Annotated in this window: 21 protein-coding genes; 12 read left to right on the top strand and 9 right to left on the bottom strand. The window is 53.9% G+C overall.

Annotated features, from left to right (window positions below):
* Positions 1-3: 3 nt before the first annotated feature.
* The 5 genes from alaS to mltB all read right to left on the bottom strand — a co-directional run bounded on the left by alaS (position 4) and on the right by mltB (position 6273).
* Positions 4-2631 (bottom strand): alanine--tRNA ligase, encoded by a 2628-nt coding sequence (gene alaS, locus GFB57_RS09950; RefSeq protein WP_003037323.1) that lies wholly within the window; start codon positions 2629-2631, stop codon positions 4-6.
* 128 nt (positions 2632-2759) lie between these two features.
* Positions 2760-3260: a recombination regulator RecX gene (recX, locus tag GFB57_RS09945; protein WP_003037326.1), complete on the bottom strand. Its 501-nt coding sequence runs from the start codon at positions 3258-3260 to the stop codon at positions 2760-2762.
* 86 nt (positions 3261-3346) lie between these two features.
* Complete coding sequence (recA, locus tag GFB57_RS09940; RefSeq protein WP_003037330.1) at positions 3347-4411, bottom strand: recombinase RecA; 1065 nt, start codon at positions 4409-4411, stop codon at positions 3347-3349.
* 92 nt (positions 4412-4503) lie between these two features.
* Positions 4504-5001 (bottom strand): nicotinamide-nucleotide amidase, encoded by a 498-nt coding sequence (gene pncC / locus GFB57_RS09935; protein WP_003037333.1) that lies wholly within the window; start codon positions 4999-5001, stop codon positions 4504-4506.
* Positions 5002-5193: 192 nt separating this feature from the next.
* Positions 5194-6273: a lytic murein transglycosylase B gene (gene mltB, locus GFB57_RS09930; protein ID WP_003037336.1), complete on the bottom strand. Its 1080-nt coding sequence runs from the start codon at positions 6271-6273 to the stop codon at positions 5194-5196.
* 265 nt (positions 6274-6538) lie between these two features.
* Here mltB and srlA point away from each other — a divergent pair, with 265 nt between their 5' ends.
* The 7 genes from srlA to gutQ all read left to right on the top strand — a co-directional run bounded on the left by srlA (position 6539) and on the right by gutQ (position 11527).
* Complete coding sequence (gene srlA, locus GFB57_RS09925; protein ID WP_003037339.1) at positions 6539-7102, top strand: PTS glucitol/sorbitol transporter subunit IIC; 564 nt, start codon at positions 6539-6541, stop codon at positions 7100-7102.
* Complete coding sequence (locus tag GFB57_RS09920; protein WP_003037341.1) at positions 7099-8070, top strand: PTS glucitol/sorbitol transporter subunit IIB; 972 nt, start codon at positions 7099-7101, stop codon at positions 8068-8070. The genes srlA and GFB57_RS09920 overlap by 4 nt, the downstream gene beginning before the upstream one ends.
* Positions 8071-8083: 13 nt before the next feature.
* Positions 8084-8446, top strand: a complete 363-nt coding sequence (srlB, locus tag GFB57_RS09915) for a PTS glucitol/sorbitol transporter subunit IIA (RefSeq protein ID WP_003846051.1) — start codon at positions 8084-8086, stop codon at positions 8444-8446.
* 17 nt (positions 8447-8463) lie between these two features.
* Complete coding sequence (gene srlD, locus GFB57_RS09910) at positions 8464-9243, top strand: sorbitol-6-phosphate dehydrogenase (RefSeq protein ID WP_003037345.1); 780 nt, start codon at positions 8464-8466, stop codon at positions 9241-9243.
* Between the two features lie 55 nt (positions 9244-9298).
* Positions 9299-9658: a transcriptional regulator GutM gene (gutM, locus tag GFB57_RS09905; RefSeq protein ID WP_003037348.1), complete on the top strand. Its 360-nt coding sequence runs from the start codon at positions 9299-9301 to the stop codon at positions 9656-9658.
* Between the two features lie 137 nt (positions 9659-9795).
* Positions 9796-10569, top strand: coding sequence for a DNA-binding transcriptional repressor (locus GFB57_RS09900; protein ID WP_003037350.1), 774 nt, complete (start codon positions 9796-9798; stop codon positions 10567-10569).
* On the top strand, positions 10562-11527 hold the full coding sequence (gutQ, locus tag GFB57_RS09895; RefSeq protein ID WP_003037353.1) for an arabinose-5-phosphate isomerase GutQ: 966 nt from the start codon (positions 10562-10564) through the stop codon (positions 11525-11527). Before GFB57_RS09900 ends, gutQ begins: the two co-directional genes overlap by 8 nt.
* Here gutQ and norR read toward each other — a convergent pair.
* Complete coding sequence (gene norR / locus GFB57_RS09890) at positions 11524-13044, bottom strand: nitric oxide reductase transcriptional regulator NorR (RefSeq protein ID WP_003037356.1); 1521 nt, start codon at positions 13042-13044, stop codon at positions 11524-11526. The genes gutQ and norR overlap by 4 nt on opposite strands.
* A gap of 188 nt (positions 13045-13232) precedes the next feature.
* Between norR and norV the strand changes: the two genes are divergently transcribed.
* Together norV and norW are read left to right on the top strand one after the other, a co-directional pair.
* Positions 13233-14681, top strand: a complete 1449-nt coding sequence (gene norV / locus GFB57_RS09885; protein WP_003037359.1) for an anaerobic nitric oxide reductase flavorubredoxin — start codon at positions 13233-13235, stop codon at positions 14679-14681.
* A complete protein-coding gene (gene norW / locus GFB57_RS09880) occupies positions 14678-15811 on the top strand; it encodes an NADH:flavorubredoxin reductase NorW (protein ID WP_003037362.1) in 1134 nt (377 codons plus the stop codon). Before norV ends, norW begins: the two co-directional genes overlap by 4 nt.
* 110 nt (positions 15812-15921) lie before the next feature.
* Here norW and hypF read toward each other — a convergent pair whose 3' ends face one another.
* From hypF to GFB57_RS09865, 3 genes are all read right to left on the bottom strand, one after another.
* Positions 15922-18162 (bottom strand): carbamoyltransferase HypF, encoded by a 2241-nt coding sequence (gene hypF, locus GFB57_RS09875; RefSeq protein WP_003037364.1) that lies wholly within the window; start codon positions 18160-18162, stop codon positions 15922-15924.
* Positions 18163-18305: 143 nt separating this feature from the next.
* Positions 18306-18851, bottom strand: a complete 546-nt coding sequence (gene hydN, locus GFB57_RS09870) for an electron transport protein HydN (protein ID WP_003037366.1) — start codon at positions 18849-18851, stop codon at positions 18306-18308.
* A gap of 145 nt (positions 18852-18996) precedes the next feature.
* Positions 18997-20010, bottom strand: coding sequence for a LacI family DNA-binding transcriptional regulator (locus GFB57_RS09865; protein WP_003037371.1), 1014 nt, complete (start codon positions 20008-20010; stop codon positions 18997-18999).
* A gap of 264 nt (positions 20011-20274) precedes the next feature.
* On the opposite strand from GFB57_RS09865, the gene ascF reads away from it, so the two are divergent.
* From ascF to GFB57_RS09850, 3 genes are all read left to right on the top strand, one after another.
* Complete coding sequence (gene ascF / locus GFB57_RS09860; protein ID WP_003037374.1) at positions 20275-21729, top strand: PTS cellobiose/arbutin/salicin transporter subunit IIBC; 1455 nt, start codon at positions 20275-20277, stop codon at positions 21727-21729.
* Positions 21730-21751: 22 nt separating this feature from the next.
* Positions 21752-23176 (top strand): 6-phospho-beta-glucosidase, encoded by a 1425-nt coding sequence (locus GFB57_RS09855; RefSeq protein WP_003037376.1) that lies wholly within the window; start codon positions 21752-21754, stop codon positions 23174-23176.
* 172 nt (positions 23177-23348) lie between these two features.
* Positions 23349-23588: a SymE family type I addiction module toxin gene (locus tag GFB57_RS09850; RefSeq protein ID WP_003037379.1), complete on the top strand. Its 240-nt coding sequence runs from the start codon at positions 23349-23351 to the stop codon at positions 23586-23588.
* Positions 23589-23632 lie beyond the last annotated feature (44 nt).

Raw genomic sequence — 23632 nt, 5'->3', positions numbered from 1 at the left:
TTATTACAGTTTTGCGCTGACCCAGCCTTTCACACTGGCTAACGCTGCAGGCAGAGCCGCTGCATCCGTACCACCGGCTTGCGCCATGTCCGGACGACCGCCCCCCTTACCGCCGACCTGCTGAGCGACCATTCCAACCAGTTCCCCTGCTTTCACGCGATCTGTCACGTCCTTAGACACACCCGCAATCAGAGAAACCTTACCTTCCACTACCGTTGCCAGAACGATAACGGTAGACCCCAGTTGATTTTTCAGATCATCAACCATGGTACGCAACATTTTCGGCTCAACGTCCGCGAGTTCACTGACCAGCAGCTTCACACCGTTGATATCAACCGCTTTGCTGGAAAGATTTGCACTCTCCTGCGCCGCAGCCTGTTCCTTCAATTGCTGCAATTCTTTTTCCAGTTGACGTGTACGCTCCAGCACGGAACGAACTTTGTCAGCGATATTCTGGCTATCGCCTTTCAGCAGCTGCGCAACATCGCTTAAGCGATCGCTCTCAGCATGCACGGTTTGTATAGCGCCTTCACCGGTTACCGCTTCGATACGACGAACGCCTGCCGCAGTACCTGACTCGGACACTATGCGGAACAGACCGATATCACCCGTACGGCTGGCGTGAGTACCGCCACACAGTTCGGTAGAGAAATCACCCATGCTCAGAACGCGCACATGGTCGTCATATTTCTCGCCAAACAGCGCCATTGCGCCTTTGGCTTTTGCCGCTTCGAGATCCATGATGTTCGTTTCAATCGGCAAGTTGCGACGGATTTGCGCATTCACCAGATCTTCAACAGCACGGATTTCAGCAGGCTTCATCGCTTCGGTATGAGAGAAGTCGAAGCGCAGTAGTTTATCGTTAACCAGCGAGCCTTTCTGTGCCACATGTGTGCCCAGAACCTGGCGCAGCGCCGCGTGCATCAGATGCGTTGCGGAGTGGTTCAGGCGAATACGCGCACGACGTGCTTCATCCACATCAGCCTGTACTGCATCACCAATTTTCAGAGAACCCGCAGACAGCTTGCCAATGTGACCAATGGCCTGGCCATATTTCTGTGTGTCGCTAACGGCAAACGCAAAACCTGCGCCTTTCAGTTCACCCTTATCGCCAACCTGACCACCAGACTCCGCATAGAACGGCGTCTGATCCAGTACGACAACAGCGTCCTGACCTGCGTTAATTGCGTCTACCGCTTTACCATCAACAAACAGCGCGGTGACTTTGCCGTTCAGTTCCAGGTGCTCGTAGCCTTTAAATTCAGAGGCGCCATCAACACGAATCATTGCATTGTAGTCTGCGCCAAAACCGCTGGCTTCACGTGCGCGACGGCGCTGTTCTTCCATTGCAGCTTCAAAGCCAGCTTCATCAACCTTGATGTTACGCTCGCGGCAAACGTCTGCCGTCAGGTCAACCGGGAAACCGTAAGTGTCATACAGACGGAATGCGGTTTCGCCGTCCAGCGTATCGCCAGACAGTTTTGCCAGTTCTTCATCCAGCAGCGCCAGACCACGCTCCAGAGTACGTGCAAACTGCTCTTCTTCGGTTTTCAGAACCTGCTCAACCATAGCCTGCTGACGCTTCAGTTCTTCACCTGCAGAGCCCATGACGTCCACCAACGGACCAACCAGCTTGTAGAAGAAGGTATCCTTCGCGCCCAGCATGTTGCCATGACGTACCGCGCGACGAATGATACGGCGCAACACATAGCCACGGTTTTCATTCGACGGCACAACGCCATCAGCAATCAGGAACGCACAGGAACGGATATGGTCGGCGATAACGCGCAGCGACTTGTTGCTCAGATCGGTCGCGCCGGTGACTTTCGCCACGGACTCAATCAGTGAACGGAACAGGTCGATTTCATAGTTGGAGTTAACGTGTTGCAGCACGGCCGCAATACGCTCCAGACCCATACCGGTATCCACGGATGGTTTCGGCAGCGGTTCCATGGTGCCGTCAGCCTGACGGTTGAACTGCATGAAGACGATGTTCCAAATCTCAATGTAGCGATCGCCATCTTCTTCTGCGCTTCCCGGAGGCCCACCCCAGATATGGTCGCCGTGGTCGTAGAAAATTTCGGTGCATGGACCGCAAGGACCGGTATCACCCATCTGCCAGAAGTTGTCGGAAGCATAAGCCGCACCTTTGTTATCACCGATGCGGATGATACGTTCGCGCGGAATACCGACTTCTTTTTCCCAGATTTCATAGGCTTCATCGTCAGTTTCATAGACGGTGACCCACAGACGCTCTTTTGGCAGGGCAAACCAGTTTTCACCGGTCAGTAGTTCCCATGCATATTGAATAGCATCGTGTTTGAAGTAATCGCCGAAGCTGAAGTTGCCCAGCATTTCGAAGAAAGTGTGGTGACGTGCAGTGTAACCGACGTTTTCCAGGTCATTGTGCTTACCACCCGCACGTACACAACGCTGCGAGGTGGTTGCGCGGGAATAATTACGCTTGTCGAGGCCAAGGAAAACATCCTTGAACTGGTTCATCCCGGCGTTGGTAAACAACAAAGTAGGGTCATTGTTCGGTACCAGGGAGCTGCTGGCAACTACCTGGTGTCCTTTACTATGGAAAAAATCGAGAAACGCCTGACGGATCTCAGCGGTGCTCTTGCTCATAATTATCCTGAAGAAATCAAGCTAACGAAATGTCATTACCAGCATCGGCAAGCAAACTGCGCCTCTGGCAATCGAAAAGTGGGAATAAGATAAGTTTTCTTTACTGGGAAGTAAAATCCCGTATGCGGTCAATCGTCAAAATTTCGCCATATTGCCTGAATATCTTCCATCAGATAGCCGCGATAGAGCAAAAAACGCTGGACCTTTACCTTATCTGAAAAATCGACAGGTAAAGGTTCACCGTACTTCCGAATGGCCTGCTCACGCGCAAGCACTGCCCAGTCAATTTCGCACTCACGCATGGCCCGCTCGATAGCTTCACGCGTGATCCCTTTTTGGTTTAATTCCTGGCGCACCCGGGCAGGTCCATAACCTTTGCGGCTACGGCTGGCGATAAACTGTTGCACGAAGCGATCATCATCCAGATAACGACTTTCAATACACCAGGCGATGACCTTGTCGTAATCCTCCGGCGTGGCATCAATTTCTTCTGGTCCATTTTTCCCCATCACCGGAGCGGCCAGCTTGCGCCGCAGTTCCTGCTCGCTGTGATCGCGCATCGCCAGAATACGTACGGCGCGGTCAAGCAGTCGGGAATAAGCGGAACGGCGGGAAGTTGCTTCTGTCATAGTAAGCCTTCAGAAATGAAAAAGGGCTGCATGATATGCAGCCCTTTACTATATGCGATTCAAAACATGCGATTCAAAACAGATTATCAGAAATCTTCGTTCGTTTCTTTTACGTCTTCGCCGCTGTCATCAACGGAGAAATCAGGCGTTGAATCCTGGTTATTGAGCAGTAGCTCACGTAATTTCTTCTCAATTTCTTTCGCAGTTGCCGGGTTTTCTTTCAGCCAGTTGGTCGCATTCGCTTTACCCTGACCGATTTTCTCACCGTTGTAGCTGTACCATGCACCAGCTTTTTCAATCAGCTTCTCTTTCACGCCCAGGTCAACCAGTTCGCCGTAGAAGTTGATGCCTTCACCGTAAAGGATCTGGAATTCAGCCTGTTTGAACGGCGCTGCAATTTTATTTTTCACAACCTTAACGCGGGTTTCGCTGCCAACCACGTTGTCACCTTCTTTCACCGCACCAATACGACGGATATCCAAACGAACAGACGCATAGAATTTCAGGGCGTTACCACCGGTGGTGGTTTCCGGGTTACCGAACATAACGCCAATCTTCATACGGATCTGGTTGATGAAAATCAGCAGCGTGTTGGACTGCTTCAGGTTACCGGCCAGCTTACGCATTGCCTGGCTCATCATACGCGCCGCAAGGCCCATGTGAGAGTCGCCAATCTCGCCTTCGATTTCTGCCTTCGGCGTCAATGCGGCAACGGAGTCGACAACGATAACGTCAACCGCACCGGAGCGCGCCAGTGCATCACAGATTTCCAGCGCTTGTTCACCGGTATCCGGCTGAGAACACAGCAGGTTATCGATATCAACGCCAAGCTTACGGGCATAGACCGGGTCCAGTGCGTGTTCTGCATCGATAAATGCACAGGTTTTACCTTCACGCTGCGCAGCGGCAATAACCTGCAGGGTCAGCGTTGTTTTACCGGAGGATTCAGGCCCGTAGATTTCGACGATACGGCCCATTGGCAAACCGCCCGCGCCCAATGCGATATCCAGAGAAAGCGAACCGGTGGAGATAGTTTCCACATCCATGGAACGGTCTTCACCCAGGCGCATGATGGAGCCTTTACCGAATTGCTTTTCGATCTGACCCAGCGCTGCCGCCAACGCTTTCTGTTTGTTTTCGTCGATAGCCATTAATTACTCCTGTCATGCCGCTTTCGGGTTAAACCGCGAAACGTGATAGATAATGTTCTGTTGAGGCAATTATACTGTATGCTCATACAGTATCAAGTATTTTGTAGAAATTGTTGCCACAGGGTTTGTAACGCGTAGGCGGTCGCCTGTCGACGGACCGCATCGCGATCGCCGCTAAAGCATTCCCGGCGGGTAATCCCCTCGCCGCTCGCGCTGGCAAAGGCAAACCATACCGTTCCCACAGGTTTTTCTTCGCTACCGCCATCCGGCCCCGCAATACCGCTTATCGAAACAGCGAAATGCGCGCGGGCGGCTTTTAACGCGCCTATCGCCATCTCCACCACCACAGGCTCACTCACCGCGCCATGCTGGGCCAGCGTCTCTTCGCGCACGCCAATCATCTGCGCTTTGGCTTCATTGCTGTAGGTCACAAACCCGCGTTCAAACCAGGCGGAGCTTCCGGCAATATCCGTAATCGCTTTGGCTACCCAGCCGCCGGTGCAGGATTCCGCCGTCGTCACGGTTGCCCCGCGCGCTTTCAGCGCCAGGCCAACCTGCTCGCTTAACTGCATCAGTTCACTGTCGGTCATTTCAGCCTCTGTCAGTTAAAAAAATATGCCGGACAAGATAGCACTTTCATGACCAATGTGGGGATGGGGAGAACGTTTTACGAGGGGGATTCCAAAAATTGCTCCGTTGCACAAATAAGACCTGCCGGATGGCGATGCCAGGACATCTTATCCGGCCTACCAGAGATATCTTCCGGTAGGCCGGTGGAGCGATTACTGTACGCGCGCCAGCGCCACCGCCTGACCTAACTGCCAGACTGCCATCGCGTAATGCGTGCTGTGGTTATAGCGGGTAATCGTGTAGAAGTTCGGCAGTCCGTACCAGTACTGATAACCCGTGCCAATATCCAGGCGCAGCAGGCTGGCCTGCTGATGATTCCCCAACGACTGCTGCGGCGTCAGACCCGCGGCAGCAAGCTGAGAAATGCTGTACTGGGTTTTAAAGCCGTTCGCAAGCCCAGGTGCCTGACCATTTGCCGGAACCGCGACCGTATCGCCTTTCACCCAGCCGTGGCCCTTGAAGTAGTTCGCCACACTACCGATGGCATCAACCGGATCCCACAGGTTAATGTGTCCATCGCCATTGAAATCAACGGCATATTGTTTATAGGAAGACGGCATAAACTGGCCGTATCCCATTGCCCCCGCGAAAGAACCTTTCAAATCGAGCGGATCGTCGCTTTCATCTCGCGCCATCAGCAGGAAGGTTTCCAGTTCACCAGAGAAGTATTCCGCACGACGAGGATAGTTAAACGACAACGTCGCCAGCGCATCCAGAATCCGCGTTTTACCCATCACGCGGCCCCAGCGAGTCTCTACACCAATAATACCGACAATAATTTCCGGCGGAACTCCGTAGACCTGCCACGCACGGTTCAGCGCATCTTCATATTGATTCCAGAAAGCCACGCCGTTTTGCACGTTGTCAGGTGTGATGAACTGTTTGCGATAGCGCAGCCATGCGCCGTTAGGTCCGGCTGGCGGTTGAGTCGTCGGTGCCTGACGGTCCATCAAACGCAATACCGAGTCCAGACGCTTGGCCTGCGACAGGATCTCCTGCAGCTGCTGGCGGTCAAAGCCGTGCTTGTTCACCATTTTCTCGATGAACTGCTGCGCGTTCGGATTATTGGCAAAATCGCCGCCCGTTTGCATAACGTTGTGCTGTGGCTCAAGCAGGAAGCCGCCGGATGGCGCACCCGTAGTCGTTTGAGTCTCTGAAGGTTTAGGTTTGCTGCTACAGGCAGCGAGCAGTACGAAAAGGGGGAGTAACGCTACATAACGACGCTTGAACATGAGACATCCATTAAACAAATTCAGCCTGGGAGAAGTATGGTAAAGCATCCTCCGCCATACAAGGAAGCGGTAGTCGCTCTCCTTCACAGAATTTACATCCCCTTTCATCTCTGACCATCACATTTGCGAGCTTTCACGCAAAAACTTTCAAATTAAAATATTTATCTTTTATTTTGAGATCAAAACAACACTTTTATATCTTTCAATCTGATTAAAATCAGCCACCGTTTGGCAAGATAACTAAAAATCCCTACAGGAGAGAATAATGATCGACACCATCACACTCGGTGCTGAGTGGTTTATCGGGCTGTTCCAGAAAGGCGGAGAAGTGTTTACCGGCATGGTGACCGGTATTCTGCCCCTGCTGATCAGTCTGCTGGTCATCATGAATGCGCTGATTAACTTTATCGGTCAGCAGCGTATTGAACGTTTTGCCCAGCGTTGCGCCGGAAACCCGCTGTCGCGCTATTTGCTACTGCCGTGCATCGGCACATTTGTATTTTGTAACCCAATGACGCTGAGTCTGGGTCGCTTTATGCCAGAAAAATACAAGCCCAGTTACTACGCCGCCGCGTCTTACAGTTGCCATTCCATGAACGGCTTATTCCCGCACATCAACCCCGGCGAACTGTTTGTCTATCTGGGGATCGCCAGCGGACTGACCACGCTGGGGCTTCCGCTTGGCCCACTGGCGGTGAGCTATTTGCTGGTCGGTCTGGTGACCAACTTCTTCCGTGGCTGGGTGACCGATTTCACCACCACTATCTTCGAGAAAAAAATGGGCATTCAACTTGAGCAGAAGGTACATCTGGCGGGAGCAACATCATGACACGTATTCGTATTGAAAAAGGCACCGGCGGCTGGGGTGGCCCGCTTGAACTGGATGCCGTTCCGGGCAAGAAAATTGTCTATATCACCGCAGGAACTCGCCCCGCGATCGTCGACAGGATAGCAAGCCTGACCGGCTGGCAGGCCGTTGATGGCTTCAAAGAGGGCGAGCCGCCGGAGAGCGAAATTGGTGTGGCGATCATCGACTGCGGCGGCACGCTGCGCTGTGGGATCTATCCCAAACGTCGTATACCGACGGTGAATATTCACGCTACGGGTAAATCCGGCCCACTGGCTCAGTACATTGTCGAAGATATCTATGTCTCTGGCGTAAAAGAAGAAAACATTACTGTTGTCGGCGAAGCGTCCGCCACGCCAACGCCCGCAAGCAGCAGCATGGGACGCGATTACGACACCAGCAAGAAAATTACCGAGCAAAGTGATGGTCTGTTGGCAAAAGTGGGGATGGGCATGGGTTCAGCCGTTGCGGTTCTGTTCCAGGCCGGGCGCGACACCATCGATACCGTCCTGAAAACTATTTTGCCATTTATGGCGTTCGTCTCAGCACTGATCGGCATCATTATGGCTTCGGGTCTGGGAGACTGGATCGCCCATGGACTCGCACCACTGGCCAGCCATCCGCTGGGATTGGTCACTCTGGCACTGATCTGCTCTTTCCCACTGCTGTCGCCTTTCCTCGGCCCCGGTGCGGTTATCGCCCAGGTTATCGGCGTGCTAATCGGTGTACAGATTGGTTTGGGGAATATTCCCCCACATCTGGCGCTACCTGCCCTGTTCGCCATTAACGCCCAGGCCGCATGTGACTTTATTCCTGTCGGGTTGTCGCTGGCCGAATCGCGTCAGGACACGGTCCGCGTCGGTGTGCCATCTGTTCTGGTGAGCCGCTTTCTGACCGGCGCGCCAACCGTTCTCATCGCCTGGTTTGTTTCCGGCTTTATTTACCAATAAGAGGCACTCAAAAATGACCGTGATTTATCAAACCACCATCACCCGTATCGGCCAGAGCGCCCCGGATGCATTGTGCGACCAGATGCTGATTACCTTTCGTGAAGGCGCGCCCGCGGATATCGAGGAGTTTTGCTTCATCCATTGCCACGGCGAGCTGAACGGTTCGTTGCAAGCTGGGATCCAGTTTGAACTAGGCCAGCATCACTACCCGGTCACCGCCGTTGGCAGCGTGGCGGAACAAAACTTACGTGAACTCGGGCATATCACTCTGCGCTTTGACGGACTGAGTGAAGCGGAATTCCCCGGTACCGTACACGTTGCAGGTCCCGTACCGGACGGTATCGCGCCGGGCTGTATTTTGAAGTTTGTTGCTTAAGATTGAAGGAGATAAAGATGAATCAGGTTGCCGTTGTCATTGGTGGAGGCCAGACCCTTGGGGCATTCCTTTGCCGTGGGCTTGCGACAGAAGGATACCGCGTCGCGGTGGTGGATATTCAAAGCGATAAAGCCGCCAACGTGGCGCAAGAAATTAACGCCGAGTTTGGCGAAGGCACCGCCTACGGTTTTGGCGCAGATGCCACCAGCGAACAGAGCGTGCTGGCGCTGTCGCGCGGAGTGGATGAAATATTCGGTCGTGTTGATCTGCTGGTTTACAGCGCGGGTATCGCTAAAGCCGCGTTTATCAGCGACTTTCAGCTTGGGGATTTCGACCGCTCGCTGCAGGTCAATCTGGTTGGCTACTTCCTCTGTGCACGTGAATTCTCACGCCTGATGATCCGCGATGGTGTGCAGGGACGCATTATCCAGATCAACTCCAAATCAGGGAAAGTGGGCAGCAAACACAATTCAGGCTACAGTGCGGCAAAATTTGGCGGCGTGGGCTTAACCCAGTCACTGGCGCTGGATCTGGCGGAATACGGCATTACCGTGCATTCACTGATGCTCGGCAATCTGTTGAAATCACCGATGTTCCAGTCGTTATTACCGCAATATGCAACCAAACTTGGCCTTAAGCCAGATGAAGTTGAGCAGTACTACATTGATAAGGTTCCGCTTAAGCGCGGCTGCGATTATCAGGACGTGCTAAACATGCTGCTGTTTTACGCCAGTCCGAAAGCCTCTTACTGTACCGGGCAGTCCATCAACGTCACCGGCGGTCAGGTGATGTTTTAATGTTGAATTGCCGGATGGCGTCTGCGCTTATCCGGCAAAATCAAAGGAGTACGTAATGGTTTCCGCACTGATTACCGTCGCCGCTATCGCCTGGTGCCTGCAACTGGCGCTTGGTGGCTGGCAAATATCCCGCTTTAACCGGGCGTTTGATAGGCTTTGCCAACAGGGTCGGGTTGGTGTTGGTCGCTCCGGTGGGCGTTTTAAACCGCGCGTGGTAGTGGCCATCGCGCTGAATGAGCAGCAGCGGGTGACCGACACGTTATTTATGAAAGGTCTTACAGTATTCGCCAGACCCGGCAAAATTGCCACGATAACCGGCAAACATCTTGATGATTTACAGCCTGATGTGATCTTTCCCCATGATCCGTTAGCGCAGAATGCACTATCATTGGCGCTTAAACTGAAACATGGGTAATTTCGTTGTGAATGCTAATAGCTTGCGAAATTATCATTTTGCAACCTATACCCCAAATAATTCGAGTTGCAGGAAGACCAACGCACATGCAGCTTGAAGTATGACGGGTAAATACATAAGTCAGGGTAATCACGCCTATGAAACCTCGTCAGCGTCAGGCTGCCATATTGGAGCACCTGCAAAAGCAGGGAAAATGCTCGGTTGAAGAACTGGCCCACTACTTTGACACGACTGGCACGACCATTCGCAAAGACCTGGTCATTCTGGAGAACGCCGGAACCGTCATTCGTACCTATGGCGGCGTAGTATTAAATAAAGACGAATCCGATCCGCCAATCGATCACAAAACGCTAATTAATACGCATAAAAAAGAGCAGATTGCCGAAGCTGCCGTCCGTTTTATACACGATGGAGACTCTATTATCCTGGATGCGGGCAGCACCGTACTGCAGATGGTGCCGATGCTCACGCGCTTTAGCAATATCACCGTCATGACCAACAGTCTGCACATTGTTAACGCCCTTTCGGAGCTGGACAACGAGCAAACCATCCTGATGCCGGGCGGGACCTTTCGCAAAAAATCTGCGTCATTTCACGGTCAGCTGGCAGAAAACGCCTTTGAGCAGTTCAGCTTTGATAAACTCTTCATGGGCACCGATGGCATTGATCTCAATGCCGGCGTGACCACTTTTAATGAGGTGTTTAGCGTCAGTAAAGCGATGTGTAATGCCGCTCGCGAAGTGATTCTGATGGCTGACTCGTCAAAATTTGGGCGCAAAAGTCCTAATGTTGTATGCAGTCTGGAAAGCGTCGACAAGCTGATTACCGATGCAGGTATCGACCCTGCATTTCGTCAGGCGCTGGAAGCAAAAGGGATTGAAGTGATCATAACCGGAGAAACCAATGAGTGATGCACTACTGAACGCGGGCCGTCAGACGTTAATGCTGGAACTACAGGAAGCCAGCCGTTTGCCTGAGCGACTGGGCGATGATTTTGTCCGCGCCGCCAATACTATCATCCACTGTGAAGGCAAAGTCATTGTCTCCGGTATTGGTAAATCAGGTCATATTGGCAAAAAAATTGCGGCGACCCTCGCCAGTACCGGCACGCCTGCCTTTTTTGTGCATCCGGCGGAAGCGCTGCACGGTGACTTAGGGATGATCGAAAGCCGTGATGTCATGCTGTTTATCTCCTACTCCGGCGGTGCGAAAGAGCTGGATCTCATCATTCCGCGCCTGGAAGACAAATCCGTCGCCCTGCTGGCAATGACCGGAAAACCGACCTCACCGTTGGGCCTGGCCGCCAAAGCCGTGCTGGATATTTCCGTTGAGCGCGAAGCCTGTCCGATGCGCCTGGCACCGACGTCCAGTACCGTAAATACGTTGATGATGGGCGATGCGCTGGCAATCGCCGTAATGCAGGCGCGCGGCTTTAACGAGGAAGATTTTGCCCGCTCGCATCCGGCAGGTGCGCTGGGCGCTCGTCTGTTAAATAAAGTGCATCATCTGATGCGCCGTGACGATGCCATCCCGCAGGTGACGCTTACCACCAGCGTCATGGACGCGATGCTGGAGCTCAGCCGCACGGGTCTTGGCCTGGTCGCGGTCTGCGACGACCAGTCACTGGTGAAAGGGGTCTTTACCGACGGCGACCTGCGCCGCTGGCTGGTTGGCGGCGGAGCGCTCACCACTCAGGTTAGCGAAGCAATGACCCAGAATGGCATTACACTGCAGGCGCAGAGCCGCGCGATTGACGCCAAAGAGATCCTGATGAAGCGCAAAATCACTGCCGCACCGGTAGTCGATGAAAACGGTAAACTCACCGGTGCTATCAACCTGCAGGATTTCTATCAGGCCGGTATTATCTAATCCTTCAACCCCAGACGCTTCGCCAGCCGGTGCAGGTTGGCGACGTCTGTTTCCAGCGCCCGCGCACTTGCCGCCCAACTATGGTTATTTTGTGCCAGCGCCCGGCGGATCATCTCCCGCTGGAACGACTCTGTTGCTTCACGCAGGTTGTGATGCAGTGGAATCTCCGCAACAACTTCCGCCGCCGGTGTTACTGGCGCTTCATCCTGCAGGGCAAAATGCTTTGCCTCCAGCACCACTTCATCCCCTGCCCTGGTCGCCCTTGCCAGAACGACCGCCCGGTGAATGGCATGTTCCAGTTCACGCACATTCCCGGGCCAGGCGTAGCTCAACAGATGACTACGCGCACCGGGGCTTAACACCACGCGGGACAGTCCCAGCCGCAGCCGACATTGCTCGCAAAAATAGCCTGCCAGCAGCACCACGTCTTCGCCGCGTTCACGAAGAGGCGGTACCGAAAGGGGAAAGACGCTCAGCCGGTGGAACAAATCCGCACGGAAATTCCCGGCCAACACCTCTTCGCGTAAATCACGGTTCGTCGCCGCCAGCACTCGCACATCCACGCGCAAGCTGCGATCGTCACCCACGCGCTGAATATCACCGTACTGCAATACGCGCAGCAGCTTAGCCTGTAGCGCCAGCGAGAGTTCGCCTATCTCGTCGAGAAATAGCGTCCCATTGTCGGCCATTTCAAACTTACCGCTACGATTGCTGATAGCCCCGGTAAACGCGCCTTTTACGTGACCAAACAGTTCGCTTTCGGCAACGCTTTCCGGCAACGCCGCGCAGTTCAGATACACCAGTGGATTCACCGCGCGCGGTGAACCTTCATGGATAGCTTTAGCCACCAGCTCCTTCCCGGTCCCTGTTTCGCCGCTAATCAGCACGTTGAGATCGGACCCCGCCACAATCTCAATCTCTTTTTTCAACTGCATCATATTGGGCGACAGGCCAATCATCTGGGTTTCCGTCACCTGCTCGAAAGCCGTCGACGAACCTGGCAGCATATTCTGGCTTTCCAGCTGTTCAATCAGCAACGCATTGCTCAATGCGCCAGCCGCCAGCGCGGCAATCAGCCTAAGCTCCTCATCGCTGAAAACATCGAACTGATCGGGCTCCATGCCATCCAGGGTTAACGCACCAATCAAATTTTGACCGGCGAACAATGGCAGTCCAATACAGGCATGCACCTTCAGACTCTCCTGCCCCGGAATCAGACCATCATACGGGTCTGGCAAATCGCTGTCGGCAGGGAAACGAACCACGTCCCCGGCGCGGGCAATCGCCTCCAGACGCGGATGCCCTTCCAGAGTAAAGCGTCTGCCGAGAACATCCTGCGCCAGCCCATCGATCGCCAGCGGAATAAACTGTCGCGACTCGTAGCGCAGCAGTGCCGACGCGTCGCACTCCAGCACCTGACGCAAGGTGGTTATCAGTCGTTGAAAACGGTCCTGATGCCCAATACCGCTTTGTAATTCAATGGCGATGCCCGCCAGCACGTCTACGGAAAAGCTCATGGCTACCTCATTGTCATTTTGACAATTCATATTGTCATATTGACAATAAAACATATAGTCATTTTGACTACCACCTTATAGATGGTAAAAAAACTAATCCTTTAAAATCAAACAAATAAAAAGTTGGCACGTAACCTGCAATTAGCAAAACATCTTTTTTGAAAAACGCTGAATTAATTGAGGTTGTTATGTCTATTCTGGTTAAAAATAACATTCATTGGGTTGGCCAACGTGACTGGGAAGTGCGTGATTTCCACGGAACTGAATACAAAACGCTGCGCGGCAGCAGCTACAACAGCTATCTCATCCGTGAAGAAAAAAATGTCCTGATCGATACAGTAGACCACAAGTTTAGTCGTGAATTCGTGCAGAACCTGCGCAGTGAAATTGACCTCGCGGATATCGACTACATCATCATTAACCACGCTGAAGAAGACCATGCCGGGGCGCTGACCGAGCTGATGTCCTGCATCCCGGACACGCCGATTTACTGCACAGCCAACGCCATTGACTCTATCAACGGGCACCACCATCACCCGGAATGGAACTTTAACGTAGTGAAAACCGGTGATTCGCTGGACATTGGTAACGGCAAGCAGCTGATCTTCGTTGAAACGCCGATGCTGCACTGGCCGGATAGTATGATGACCTACATGACCGGCGATGCGGTGCTGTTCAGTAACGACGCCTTCGGTCAGCACTACTGCGACGAACGTCTGTTTAACGACGAAGTTGACCAGACTGAACTGTTCGAACAGTGCCAGCGTTACTACGCCAACATCCTGACGCCATTCAGCCGTCTGGTTACACCGAAAATTACTGAGATCCTCGGCTTCAACCTGCCGGTCGATATGATTGCCACTTCCCATGGCGTGGTATGGCGCGACAACCCGACACAAATCGTTGAGCTGTACCTGAAATGGGCGGCGGATTATCAGGAAGACCGCATCACCATTTTCTACGACACCATGTCCAACAACACCCGCATGATGGCGGACGCGATTGCCCAGGGCATCAACGAAGTTGACCCGAATGTAGCGGTGAAAATCTTTAACGTCGCCCGCAGCGACAAAAACGAAGTTTTGACCAACGTCTTCCGCTCTAAAGGCGTGCTGGTCGGGACTTCCACAATGAACAACGTGATGATGCCGAAAATCGCCGGTCTGGTGGAAGAGATGACCGGCCTGCGTTTTCGTAACAAGCGTGCCAGCGCCTTTGGTTCACACGGCTGGAGCGGCGGTGCAGTAGACCGTTTGTCCACGCGTTTGCAGGATGCAGGTTTCGAGATGTCACTGAGCCTGAAAGCGAAATGGCGTCCGGACCAGGATGCACTGGAACTGTGCCGCCAGCACGGCCGTGAAATCGCGCGTCAGTGGGCTCTGGCTCCATTGCCGGAAACAACCGTGAAAGCCGTAGCCCAGGAAGAAGCCTGTGCATGTGCCGCTGCGGCTGCCGCCGATCTTGGTCCAAGCATGCAGTGCAGCGTGTGCCAGTGGATTTACGATCCGGCGAAAGGCGAACCGTTGCAGGACGTTGCACCGGGTACGCCATGGAGCGAAGTTCCGGACAACTTCCTGTGCCCGGAATGCTCACTAGGTAAAGACGTCTTCGACGTACTGGCAACGGAGGCAAAATGAGTCACGGCATTGTCATCATTGGTTCGGGCTTCGCCGCCCGCCAGTTAGTCAAAAATATCCGTAAGCAGGATGCGAATGTTCCGCTGACCTTGATTGCCGCGGACAGCATGGATGAGTACAACAAGCCCGATCTCAGCCACGTTATCAGTCAGTCACAGCGTGCAGACGACCTCACCCGCCAGTCGGCGGGGGAGTTTGCCGAACAGTTTAATTTGCGCCTGTTCCCACATACCTGGGTAACCGACATCGATGCCGATGCCCACGTAGTGAAAAGTCAGGACAAGCAGTGGCAGTACGACAAGCTGGTGCTGGCGACGGGCGCTTCAGCCTTTGTACCGCCGGTTACCGGACGTGAGTTAATGCTCACGTTGAACAGCCAACAAGAGTATCGCGCTTGTGAAACGCAGCTGCGTGACGCCCAGCGGGTGCTGATTGTCGGCGGCGGCTTGATTGGTAGTGAACTGGCGATGGATTTTTGTCGTGCCGGTAAAGCGGTAACGCTTATCGACAACGCCGCCAGCATTCTGGCTTCGCTGATGCCGCCGGAAGTCAGCAGTCGCTTACAGCATCGTCTGACCGATATGGGCGTACACCTGCTGCTGAAATCACAGCTTCAGAGCCTGGAGAAAACCAGCACCGGTATTCGCGCCACGCTCGATCGTAGCCGCAACGTAGAAGTCGATGCAGTGATTGCCGCCACCGGCCTGCGCCCGGAAACCGCACTGGCGCGTCGCGCCGGATTGAACATCAATCGTGGCGTCTGCGTCGACAGCTACCTGCAAACCAGCCACCCGGACATTTATGCTCTCGGCGACTGTGCGGAGATTAACGGTCAGGTGCTCCCGTTCCTGCAGCCGATTCAGCTGAGCGCCATGTATCTGGCGAAAAACCTGCTCGGCGGCAATGCGCCATTGAAACTGCCAGCCATGCTGGTAAAAGTCAAAACGCCAGAACTGCCTTTACATTTGGCCGGGGAAACCCAGCGCCGCGATCTGAACTGGCACATCGCCGCCGAAGCACAGGGGATGGTCGCCAGAGGGATGAACGACGAAGGCCAGCTGTGTGCGTTTGTCGTCAGTGAAGACCGCATGAAAGAGGCCTTTGCGCTGCTGAAAACGTTGCCCGTGTAAGTCCAGAGTACCGTTGCTTGATTTATTAACCTCACGCACATGGATGTGCGTTGCCACTTGTCGGTATGCCCCGACATATTTTTCTTGCCCCGCCAGTCCCGGGGCTTTTTTTATTTTTGCGCCAACGTTCGCGCCGCGGCAATCACGCCCTGCCCCAATGACAGCCCGCCGTCACCCGCCGGTAAACGCTGCGGGAACAGTAAGGTAAAATCACGCAGATAAAACGCCAGCCGGGATGACAGCAAGCGGTTATGCATCACGCCACCGCTGAATACTAACGTTTTAATTCCGCGCGCTTCGGCCTGCTCACGCATCAGCGTGGCAAAACCACACGCCAGCGCGTCGTGAAACGCCCACGCTCTTTCTGCAGGGGCGGTCTGCCAGGTCAGCCATTGCTGCCAAAAAATTGCTAAGTCCAGTTGATTGCCATTAAGCGGCACCGTAACAGGGTGATCAACACCTGCACACTGCGATGCCAGCGCCTCCAGCGCACAGGCCGCCTCACCTTCATAACTCAACGATTCCGGCGCACAATGCAACGCGGCGGCAACCGCATCAAACAGTCGTCCGCACGACGATGCCAGCGGGGCATTGATTCCCCGCTCGATGGCGCGCGCCAGTACGTTCCAGTTTTGATGCTGTAGCCCCGATGTTTCTGGGTAACGCTGCCAGTCAGGAACAAAACGCAGGCACTGCGCGAGCAGATTGCGCCATGGCTGTTTTGCCGCTAAATCGCCGCCCGCCAGCGCTACCGCCGGTAAGCCGCCAAGGTGTTCGCATTCACGATAGTTGACCCGCAGACATTCGCCGCCCCACAACGCGCCATTTTCCCCCATGCCGATGCCGTCCAGCGTCAGAGCAATCACATCGCCGCCATCGAGCGGCCAGCCGTGCTCGGCAAGACATGCAGCGGCATGAGCATGGTGATGCAATACCGTTTCGGTTGGCAGATTCATTTCGCTGGCCCACTGGCTGGAAACATAGCCAGGGTGGGCATCATGTACGATACGCTGTGGCGTAAAATCATAAATATTCTGGATCAGGCGTAGCGCATCACGCCACTGCTGCTGAATGCCGTCATCGCTGAGATCGCCTAAATGCTGGCTGATAACCGCCTGTTCGCCACGCACCAGGCAGAAGGTATTTTTCAGATCCGCGCCTAAGCACAGCATCGGCGGCACGTCGCGAAATCCTGGCGGCAGCGCGACCGCATCCGGCACGTAACCCCGGGAACGACGCAGCATTTCCCCACTGTCACGCACCACGGAGTCATCCATCCGCTGCACAATTTCGCGGTTATGCAGCAGGAAACCATCAGCAATCGCACTTAAATCTTCCAGCGCCTGGGCGTTGGTAATGGCCGGAGGCCTGCCGCTGAGGTTGCCGGAGGTCATCACCAGTGGACAATTCATCTCTTGTAAGAGCAAATGCTGCAATGGATTCGCGGGCAGCATGACGCCCACTTCCGTTAACCCTGGCGCAATGCCCTCGCTCAATGCAGCGACATAGCGTTTCTGCACCAGCACGATCGGTGCGGCGGGGGTTGTGAGTAAACGACGCGCGGGTTCAGGCAGTCCGTCATCACCTGGCAGCATTACCGCCAGCGGTTTCGCCGGACGGTGTTTACGCAGCCTAAGCAGCGCGACGGCGTCATCATTGCGCGCATCGCACACCAGATGAAACCCACCAATGCCTTTAACCGCCACAATACCGCCTGCTTTCAGTCGCGATACCGCCGCCTGCAGCGCCTCTTCTTTCTCCGCCCGCTCATCCGTGCTGAACCACTCAAGATGAGGGCCGCACGCCGGACAGGCAACGGGCTGGGCATGGAAGCGACGATCATACGGGTCACGATACTCTTTGTCGCATTGCGCACAGAGTGGGAACGACGCCATCACGGTGAACGGGCGGTCATAGGGCATGGCGCGGATAATCGTAAAGCGTGGACCACAGTGGGTGCAGTTGATAAAGGGGTATCGGTAGCGACGTTCGCCGGGGGTATTCATTTCAACAAGGCATTCGGGACAAGTCGCGGCATCCGGAACGATTTGCGTATTCATCGTACCGCCAGCACTTTGACGAATCGAGAAATCGGCAGGCTGCTGCATCCAGGCGATTGCTTCGCTCTCAACGCTGTCAATGCGCGCCAGCGGTGGGCAGTGTTGATGTAACTGCGCAATAAATTCCGCCGGATCTTCCTGTAAACGCACAACCACACCATCACCGTCGTTACACACATCGCCATGCAGTTGTAACCGCTGCGCCAGTTGCCAGACGTAGGGGCGAAATCCGACGCCCTGTACTTTGCCGCGAATACGCAACTGTACGCCGGAGAGGGTGTTTATTGTCATTAGATTATTCCCGCAGTCATCAATCCCGGTTAGCCTGATGGCGCGATGCTTATCAGGCCTACGGGGATGCGAACAGTAGGCCGGATAAGGCGAAGCCGCCATCCGGCATAAGTACTACCGTATTTTACGCGGATTTTCAGATATCAGAACAGCAAAGATGCGGTGGAATCCAGCGCCGCGCGACGGCGTTTTTCCGCACTAAGTTGCTCAAGCTTATTGCGATCGACATAAATCAGCGCGTGAGTCGGGCACACTTCCATACAGGCAGGACCGGCCTCGCGATGGTGGCACAGGTCGCACTTATTGGCTTCAGCTTTTTCTGCACGGACGTTCAGACCCGCGCCGCTGTTACGCACAACCGGACGCACGACTACTTCCATTGCGCCGTAAGGACAAGCCACAACGCAAGTTTTACAGCCAATGCAGCGTTCCTGCATTACGTGAACAAAACCTTTATCACGGCTGATCGCACCGTTCGGGCAGACGTTAGCGCACGGCGCGTCTTCACACTGGCGGCACAGCGTCGCCGTGGAGACATTAACGCCTTTGATGACGTGAATGCGGGGTAAAAAAGTTTCAGGGGTCAGCGATGCGCAGTCCTGGTTATCCTGATGGGATACCACGCAGGCCACTTCACAGGTACGGCAACCAATGCATTTATTGGCGTCTGCAATGATGAAACGGTTCATCAATTTCTCCAGCAATGACAGAATATCTGCCGAAGCATTCACAAATCGTGCCAGAATTTAATTTACTGTTATTAAAGGGATTTTATTTTGAAGAACGCAAGAAGAGCGTGTCATCGTCACTAGTGACGATGACAAATGACAGCCGTCAGCGCGAAGCGGGCGGCGCAACTGAGTCGCGCTGGATGAGTTCACCGGTGAAAGTCTTTGGCGGCGTAAACGCCCCGTCACCCAACATAAAGATCAGGCGCCCAATCGTTTCCTGAATCATTTCTGTTACCGGAATTTTAACGCTGGAAAGCGCCGGAATAGTGTATGCCGCGAGGGCGATATCATCAAAGCCAATCACCGACACCTGTGCAGGAACGCTCACGCCATGCTCGTGCAACTGCTTCATCGCGCCGATCGCCATATCGTCATTACTAGCCACCAGCGCGGTAAAATTGACCTTGCGCGAAAGCAAAGTATCCACACCCGCTGCGCCGCAGGCTGGCGTCCATTTCCCTTTAACAATCAGATCATTATTTAGCGCGATACCTTGATGTGCCAGCGCGTCTTTATAACCTGAAAGTCGCTCCACGCCGGTTGGAGAATCCATCGAGCCGGTAATAAAACCAATCTCTTTATGCCCGGCGGCAATGAGCTGAGTAACGGCGTTAAAGCTGGTCTGCTTTTGATCACACCATACGCTGTGGCTACTGTTTTTCCGCAGGCGTCGATTAAGCACCATAATTGGCTGGCTGTGGGCATCGATGATATCGTCTATCTCATCCACGCTGAGAAAACGCGGATAAATCATAATCGCGTCACAGCGCAGGTCGAGCAGGTACTGGATCGCCTGACGCTCTTCCTCAGCGCTGTGCTTACCGTCAGCCAGCAACAACTGGCGTCCTTTATCTTCCGCCATCCGCGCGGTATGAAACAGCAGCTCGCTGAAATAGACGCCGTGATAAAGGGTATTTGTTACCACCAGGCCCAGCGTCTGCGTGGTTTTCGCCGCCAGACTGCGCGCCAGCAAGTTTGGGCGGTAACCACTCTCTTCAATGGCCTGAAACACGCGGTCTTTGGTCTCCTGGCTGACATAGCCGTTTCCGGAAAGCACCCGGGAAACTGTCGCTTTCGACACCCCGGCACGCTTCGCCACCTCCAGCATCGTGGTCATATTACTCATCCCTATTCTCTCAATGTGACGCAGTGTACTGCACCGTTTCGCCGCTGTCCTTGCTGCTAAATCGCAGACGCTGATATCTGGTGATCGGAGTCACAATTACAAAAAATGATCAAAATTAAATCTTGCTCACTACTGATATTTTAAACATTATTTTGTGGAACCGGTTTCCTATCTGCGTTTCATAACCCAGAAAAGCGACCCAACGTAAACGGATAAAACATAACGTACCCTACTGATAAAACAGGATTAAATCCGATGTCCAAGAATTATGCAGCGCTGGCGCGCTCCGTTGTGACGGCTCTGGGAGGCGTCGACAACATCACAGCAGTGACCCACTGTATGACCCGTTTGCGTTTCGTTATCAAAGATGACTCGCAGGTCGACAGCGCGACGCTGAAGACGCTTTCTGGCGTACTTGGCGTGGTGCGTAGCGATAACCAGTGCCAGGTGATCATCGGCAACACCGTTTCGCAGGCGTATCGCGAAGTGGTCAGCCTGTTGCCTGCCAATATGCAGCCCGCTGAGCCGCAAACCAAACCCCGACTGACGCTGAAGCGGATTGGCGCGGGGATCCTCGACGCGCTGATCGGCACCATGTCGCCGTTGATCCCGGCAATTATCGGTGGATCAATGCTCAAGCTGCTGGCAATGATCCTCGAAATGACCGGCGTGCTGGAGAAAGGATCGTCCACGCTCACCATTCTTACCGTTATCGGTGACGGCGCATTTTTCTTCCTGCCGCTGATGGTCGCCGCGTCGGCCGCTATCAAATTCAAAACCAACATGTCGTTGGCAATCGCCATCGCGGGCGTACTGGTGCATCCCAGCTTCATCGATCTGATGGCGAAGGCTGCGCAGGGTGAGCACGTTGAGTTTGCCCTGATCCCGGTGACGGCAGTGAAATACACCTACACGGTGATCCCGGCGCTGGTGATGACCTGGTGCCTGTCATACATCGAACGTTGGGTCGATCGTATTACTCCGGCGGTAACCAAAAACTTCCTCAAACCAATGCTAATCGTGCTGATCGCCGCGCCACTCGCCATCGTCATCATTGGCCCGATCGGTATCTGGATCGGTAGCGCAATTTCAGCGCTGGTCTATACCATTCACGGCTATCTCGGCTGGCTGTCGGTGGCCATTATGGGTGCGCTGTGGCCGCTGCTGGTAATGACCGGTATGCATCGCGTCTTCACGCCAACCATTATTCAGACCATTGCCGAAACCGGAAAAGAAGGCATGGTGATGCCGTCGGAAATCGGCGCCAACTTGTCGTTAGGTGGTTCATCGCTGGCAGTGGCATGGAAAACCAAAAACCCGGAACTGCGTCAGACGGCGTTAGCGGCAGCCGCCTCCGCCATCATGGCGGGGATTTCCGAACCTGCGCTTTATGGCGTAGCGATCCGCCTGAAACGACCACTGATTGCAAGTCTTATCAGCGGTTTTATCTGCGGTGCCGTTGCCGGAATGGCCGGACTTGCAAGCCACTCCATGGCAGCTCCTGGCCTGTTCACCAGCGTCCAGTTTTTCGATCCGGCCAATCCGATGACTATCGTTTGGGTATTTGGCGTGATGGCGCTGGCGGTAGTGCTTTCCTTTGTATTAACGCTGATTCTAGGCTTTGAAGATATCCCTGTCGAAGATGCAGCCGCGCAGGCCAGAAAAAACCAGGCCGCACAACCGGGCAATATCAATGGAGCCAGCATTTGACTGGTATGAACTGAGGTTAATTATGTCTGTTTTTCCGCAAGGATTTTTATGGGGCGGCGCACTGGCCGCCAACCAGTCTGAAGGGGCATACCGGGAAGGCGGCAAAGGACTGACTACCGTCGATATGATCCCCCACGGCACACATCGGATGCCCGTCAAGCTGGGTCAGGAAAAGCGCTTTGCGCTGCGGGATAACGAATTTTATCCTAGCCATCAGGCGATCGACTTTTATCATCGCTATAAAGAAGATATCGCGCTGATGGCAGAAATGGGTTTCACGGTATTTCGTACTTCCATTGCCTGGAGCCGTCTCTACCCTAACGGCGATGAGCTGACGCCGAATAAAGAGGGCATCGCGTTTTACCAGAGCGTGTTTGCCGAGTGTAAAAAATACGGTATTGAGCCATTAGTCACGCTGTGTCACTTCGATGTGCCAATGCATCTGGTCACCGAGTACGGCTCCTGGCGTAACCGCAAAATGGTTGAGTTCTTTACCCGCTACGCCCGTACCTGCTTCGAGACCTTTGACGGTCTGGTGAAGTACTGGCTGACGTTCAACGAAATCAACATTATGCTGCACAGCCCCTTTTCAGGCGCCGGGCTGGTATTTGAAGAAGGTGAAAATCAGGATCAGGTGAAATATCAGTCCGCTCACCACGAACTGATAGCCAGTGCCCTGGCGACTAAAATAGCCCATGAAATTAATCCGCAAAACCAGGTCGGTTGTATGCTGGCTGGCGGTAATTTTTATCCTTATTCCTGTAAACCAGAAGATGTGTGGACCGCGCTGGAAAAAGACCGCGAAAACCTGTTCTTTATTGATGTGCAGGCGCGCGGGGCCTACCCGGCTTATTCTGCCCGCGTGTTTCGCGAAAAAGGCGTGGTCATAGAAAAAGCCCCAGAAGATGACGACATCCTGAAAAACACCGTTGATTTCGTCTCGTTCAGCTATTACGCATCGCGCTGCGCCTCGGCGGAAATGAACACCGGCAATACCAGCGCCGCCAACGTGGTGAAGTCGCTGCGTAATCCGTATATTGCGGCCAGCGAATGGGGCTGGGGCATCGATCCGCTTGGTCTGCGCATCACCATGAATATGATGTATGACCGCTACCAGAAACCGCTATTTCTGGTGGAAAACGGGCTGGGAGCGAAGGATGAAATCGATGCCAATGGTGAGATCAATGACGACTATCGCATTAGCTATTTACGCGAACATATTCGCGCCATGGCAGACGCGATTGAAGATGGCGTGCCCCTGATGGGTTACACCACCTGGGGCTGTATCGATCTGGTTTCTGCCTCAACCGGTGAGATGAGCAAACGCTACGGTTTTGTGTATGTGGACCGCGATGACGCGGGCAACGGCACGCTGGAGCGCACCCGTAAGAAATCATTCTGGTGGTACAAAAAAGTAATCGCCAGCAACGGCGCCGATCTGGCATAACAGATCTGCCGGAGGGGGTTACAGTCTTCCGGCAGAATTACATATTTTCATTTCATTTATTACATTTCAGATGTGGAATCGTCCTTCCAGTTTCAGGTTTGCCCTCATCCTTTTTTACTGGCATTTTATTCAGTAGTTTTTAATCCTGGCCGTTCACCACAAGGAAGCGTGCATGTTTGATAAAAAGGGTAAATCAGCAGAGGTAATCACCAAACCGGTACGTCGCTTGAAAGTCAGCTATGTCAGAAAACGCCATGAAGATCCAAAAACGGGTTACACGCGACGAATCAGTCGGCACGCCTCGCTCACGCTGAACGGCGACTGGCTGGAACAAGCTGGATTTCCGACCGGTACGGCAGTGAATGTATCAGTGATGCAGGGGAAATTAATTATTGAGCAGGCAATTGAATGACGAGGATACACTGGGAAAACAGGCCGGATGTCGTTCACATCCGG

The organism is Citrobacter sp. S39, assembly GCF_009495675.1.
GTDB lineage: Bacteria > Pseudomonadota > Gammaproteobacteria > Enterobacterales > Enterobacteriaceae > Citrobacter > Citrobacter freundii.
The sequence above is the reverse complement of the archived record's forward strand: the minus strand, read 5'-3'. Positions and strand labels throughout refer to the sequence as shown.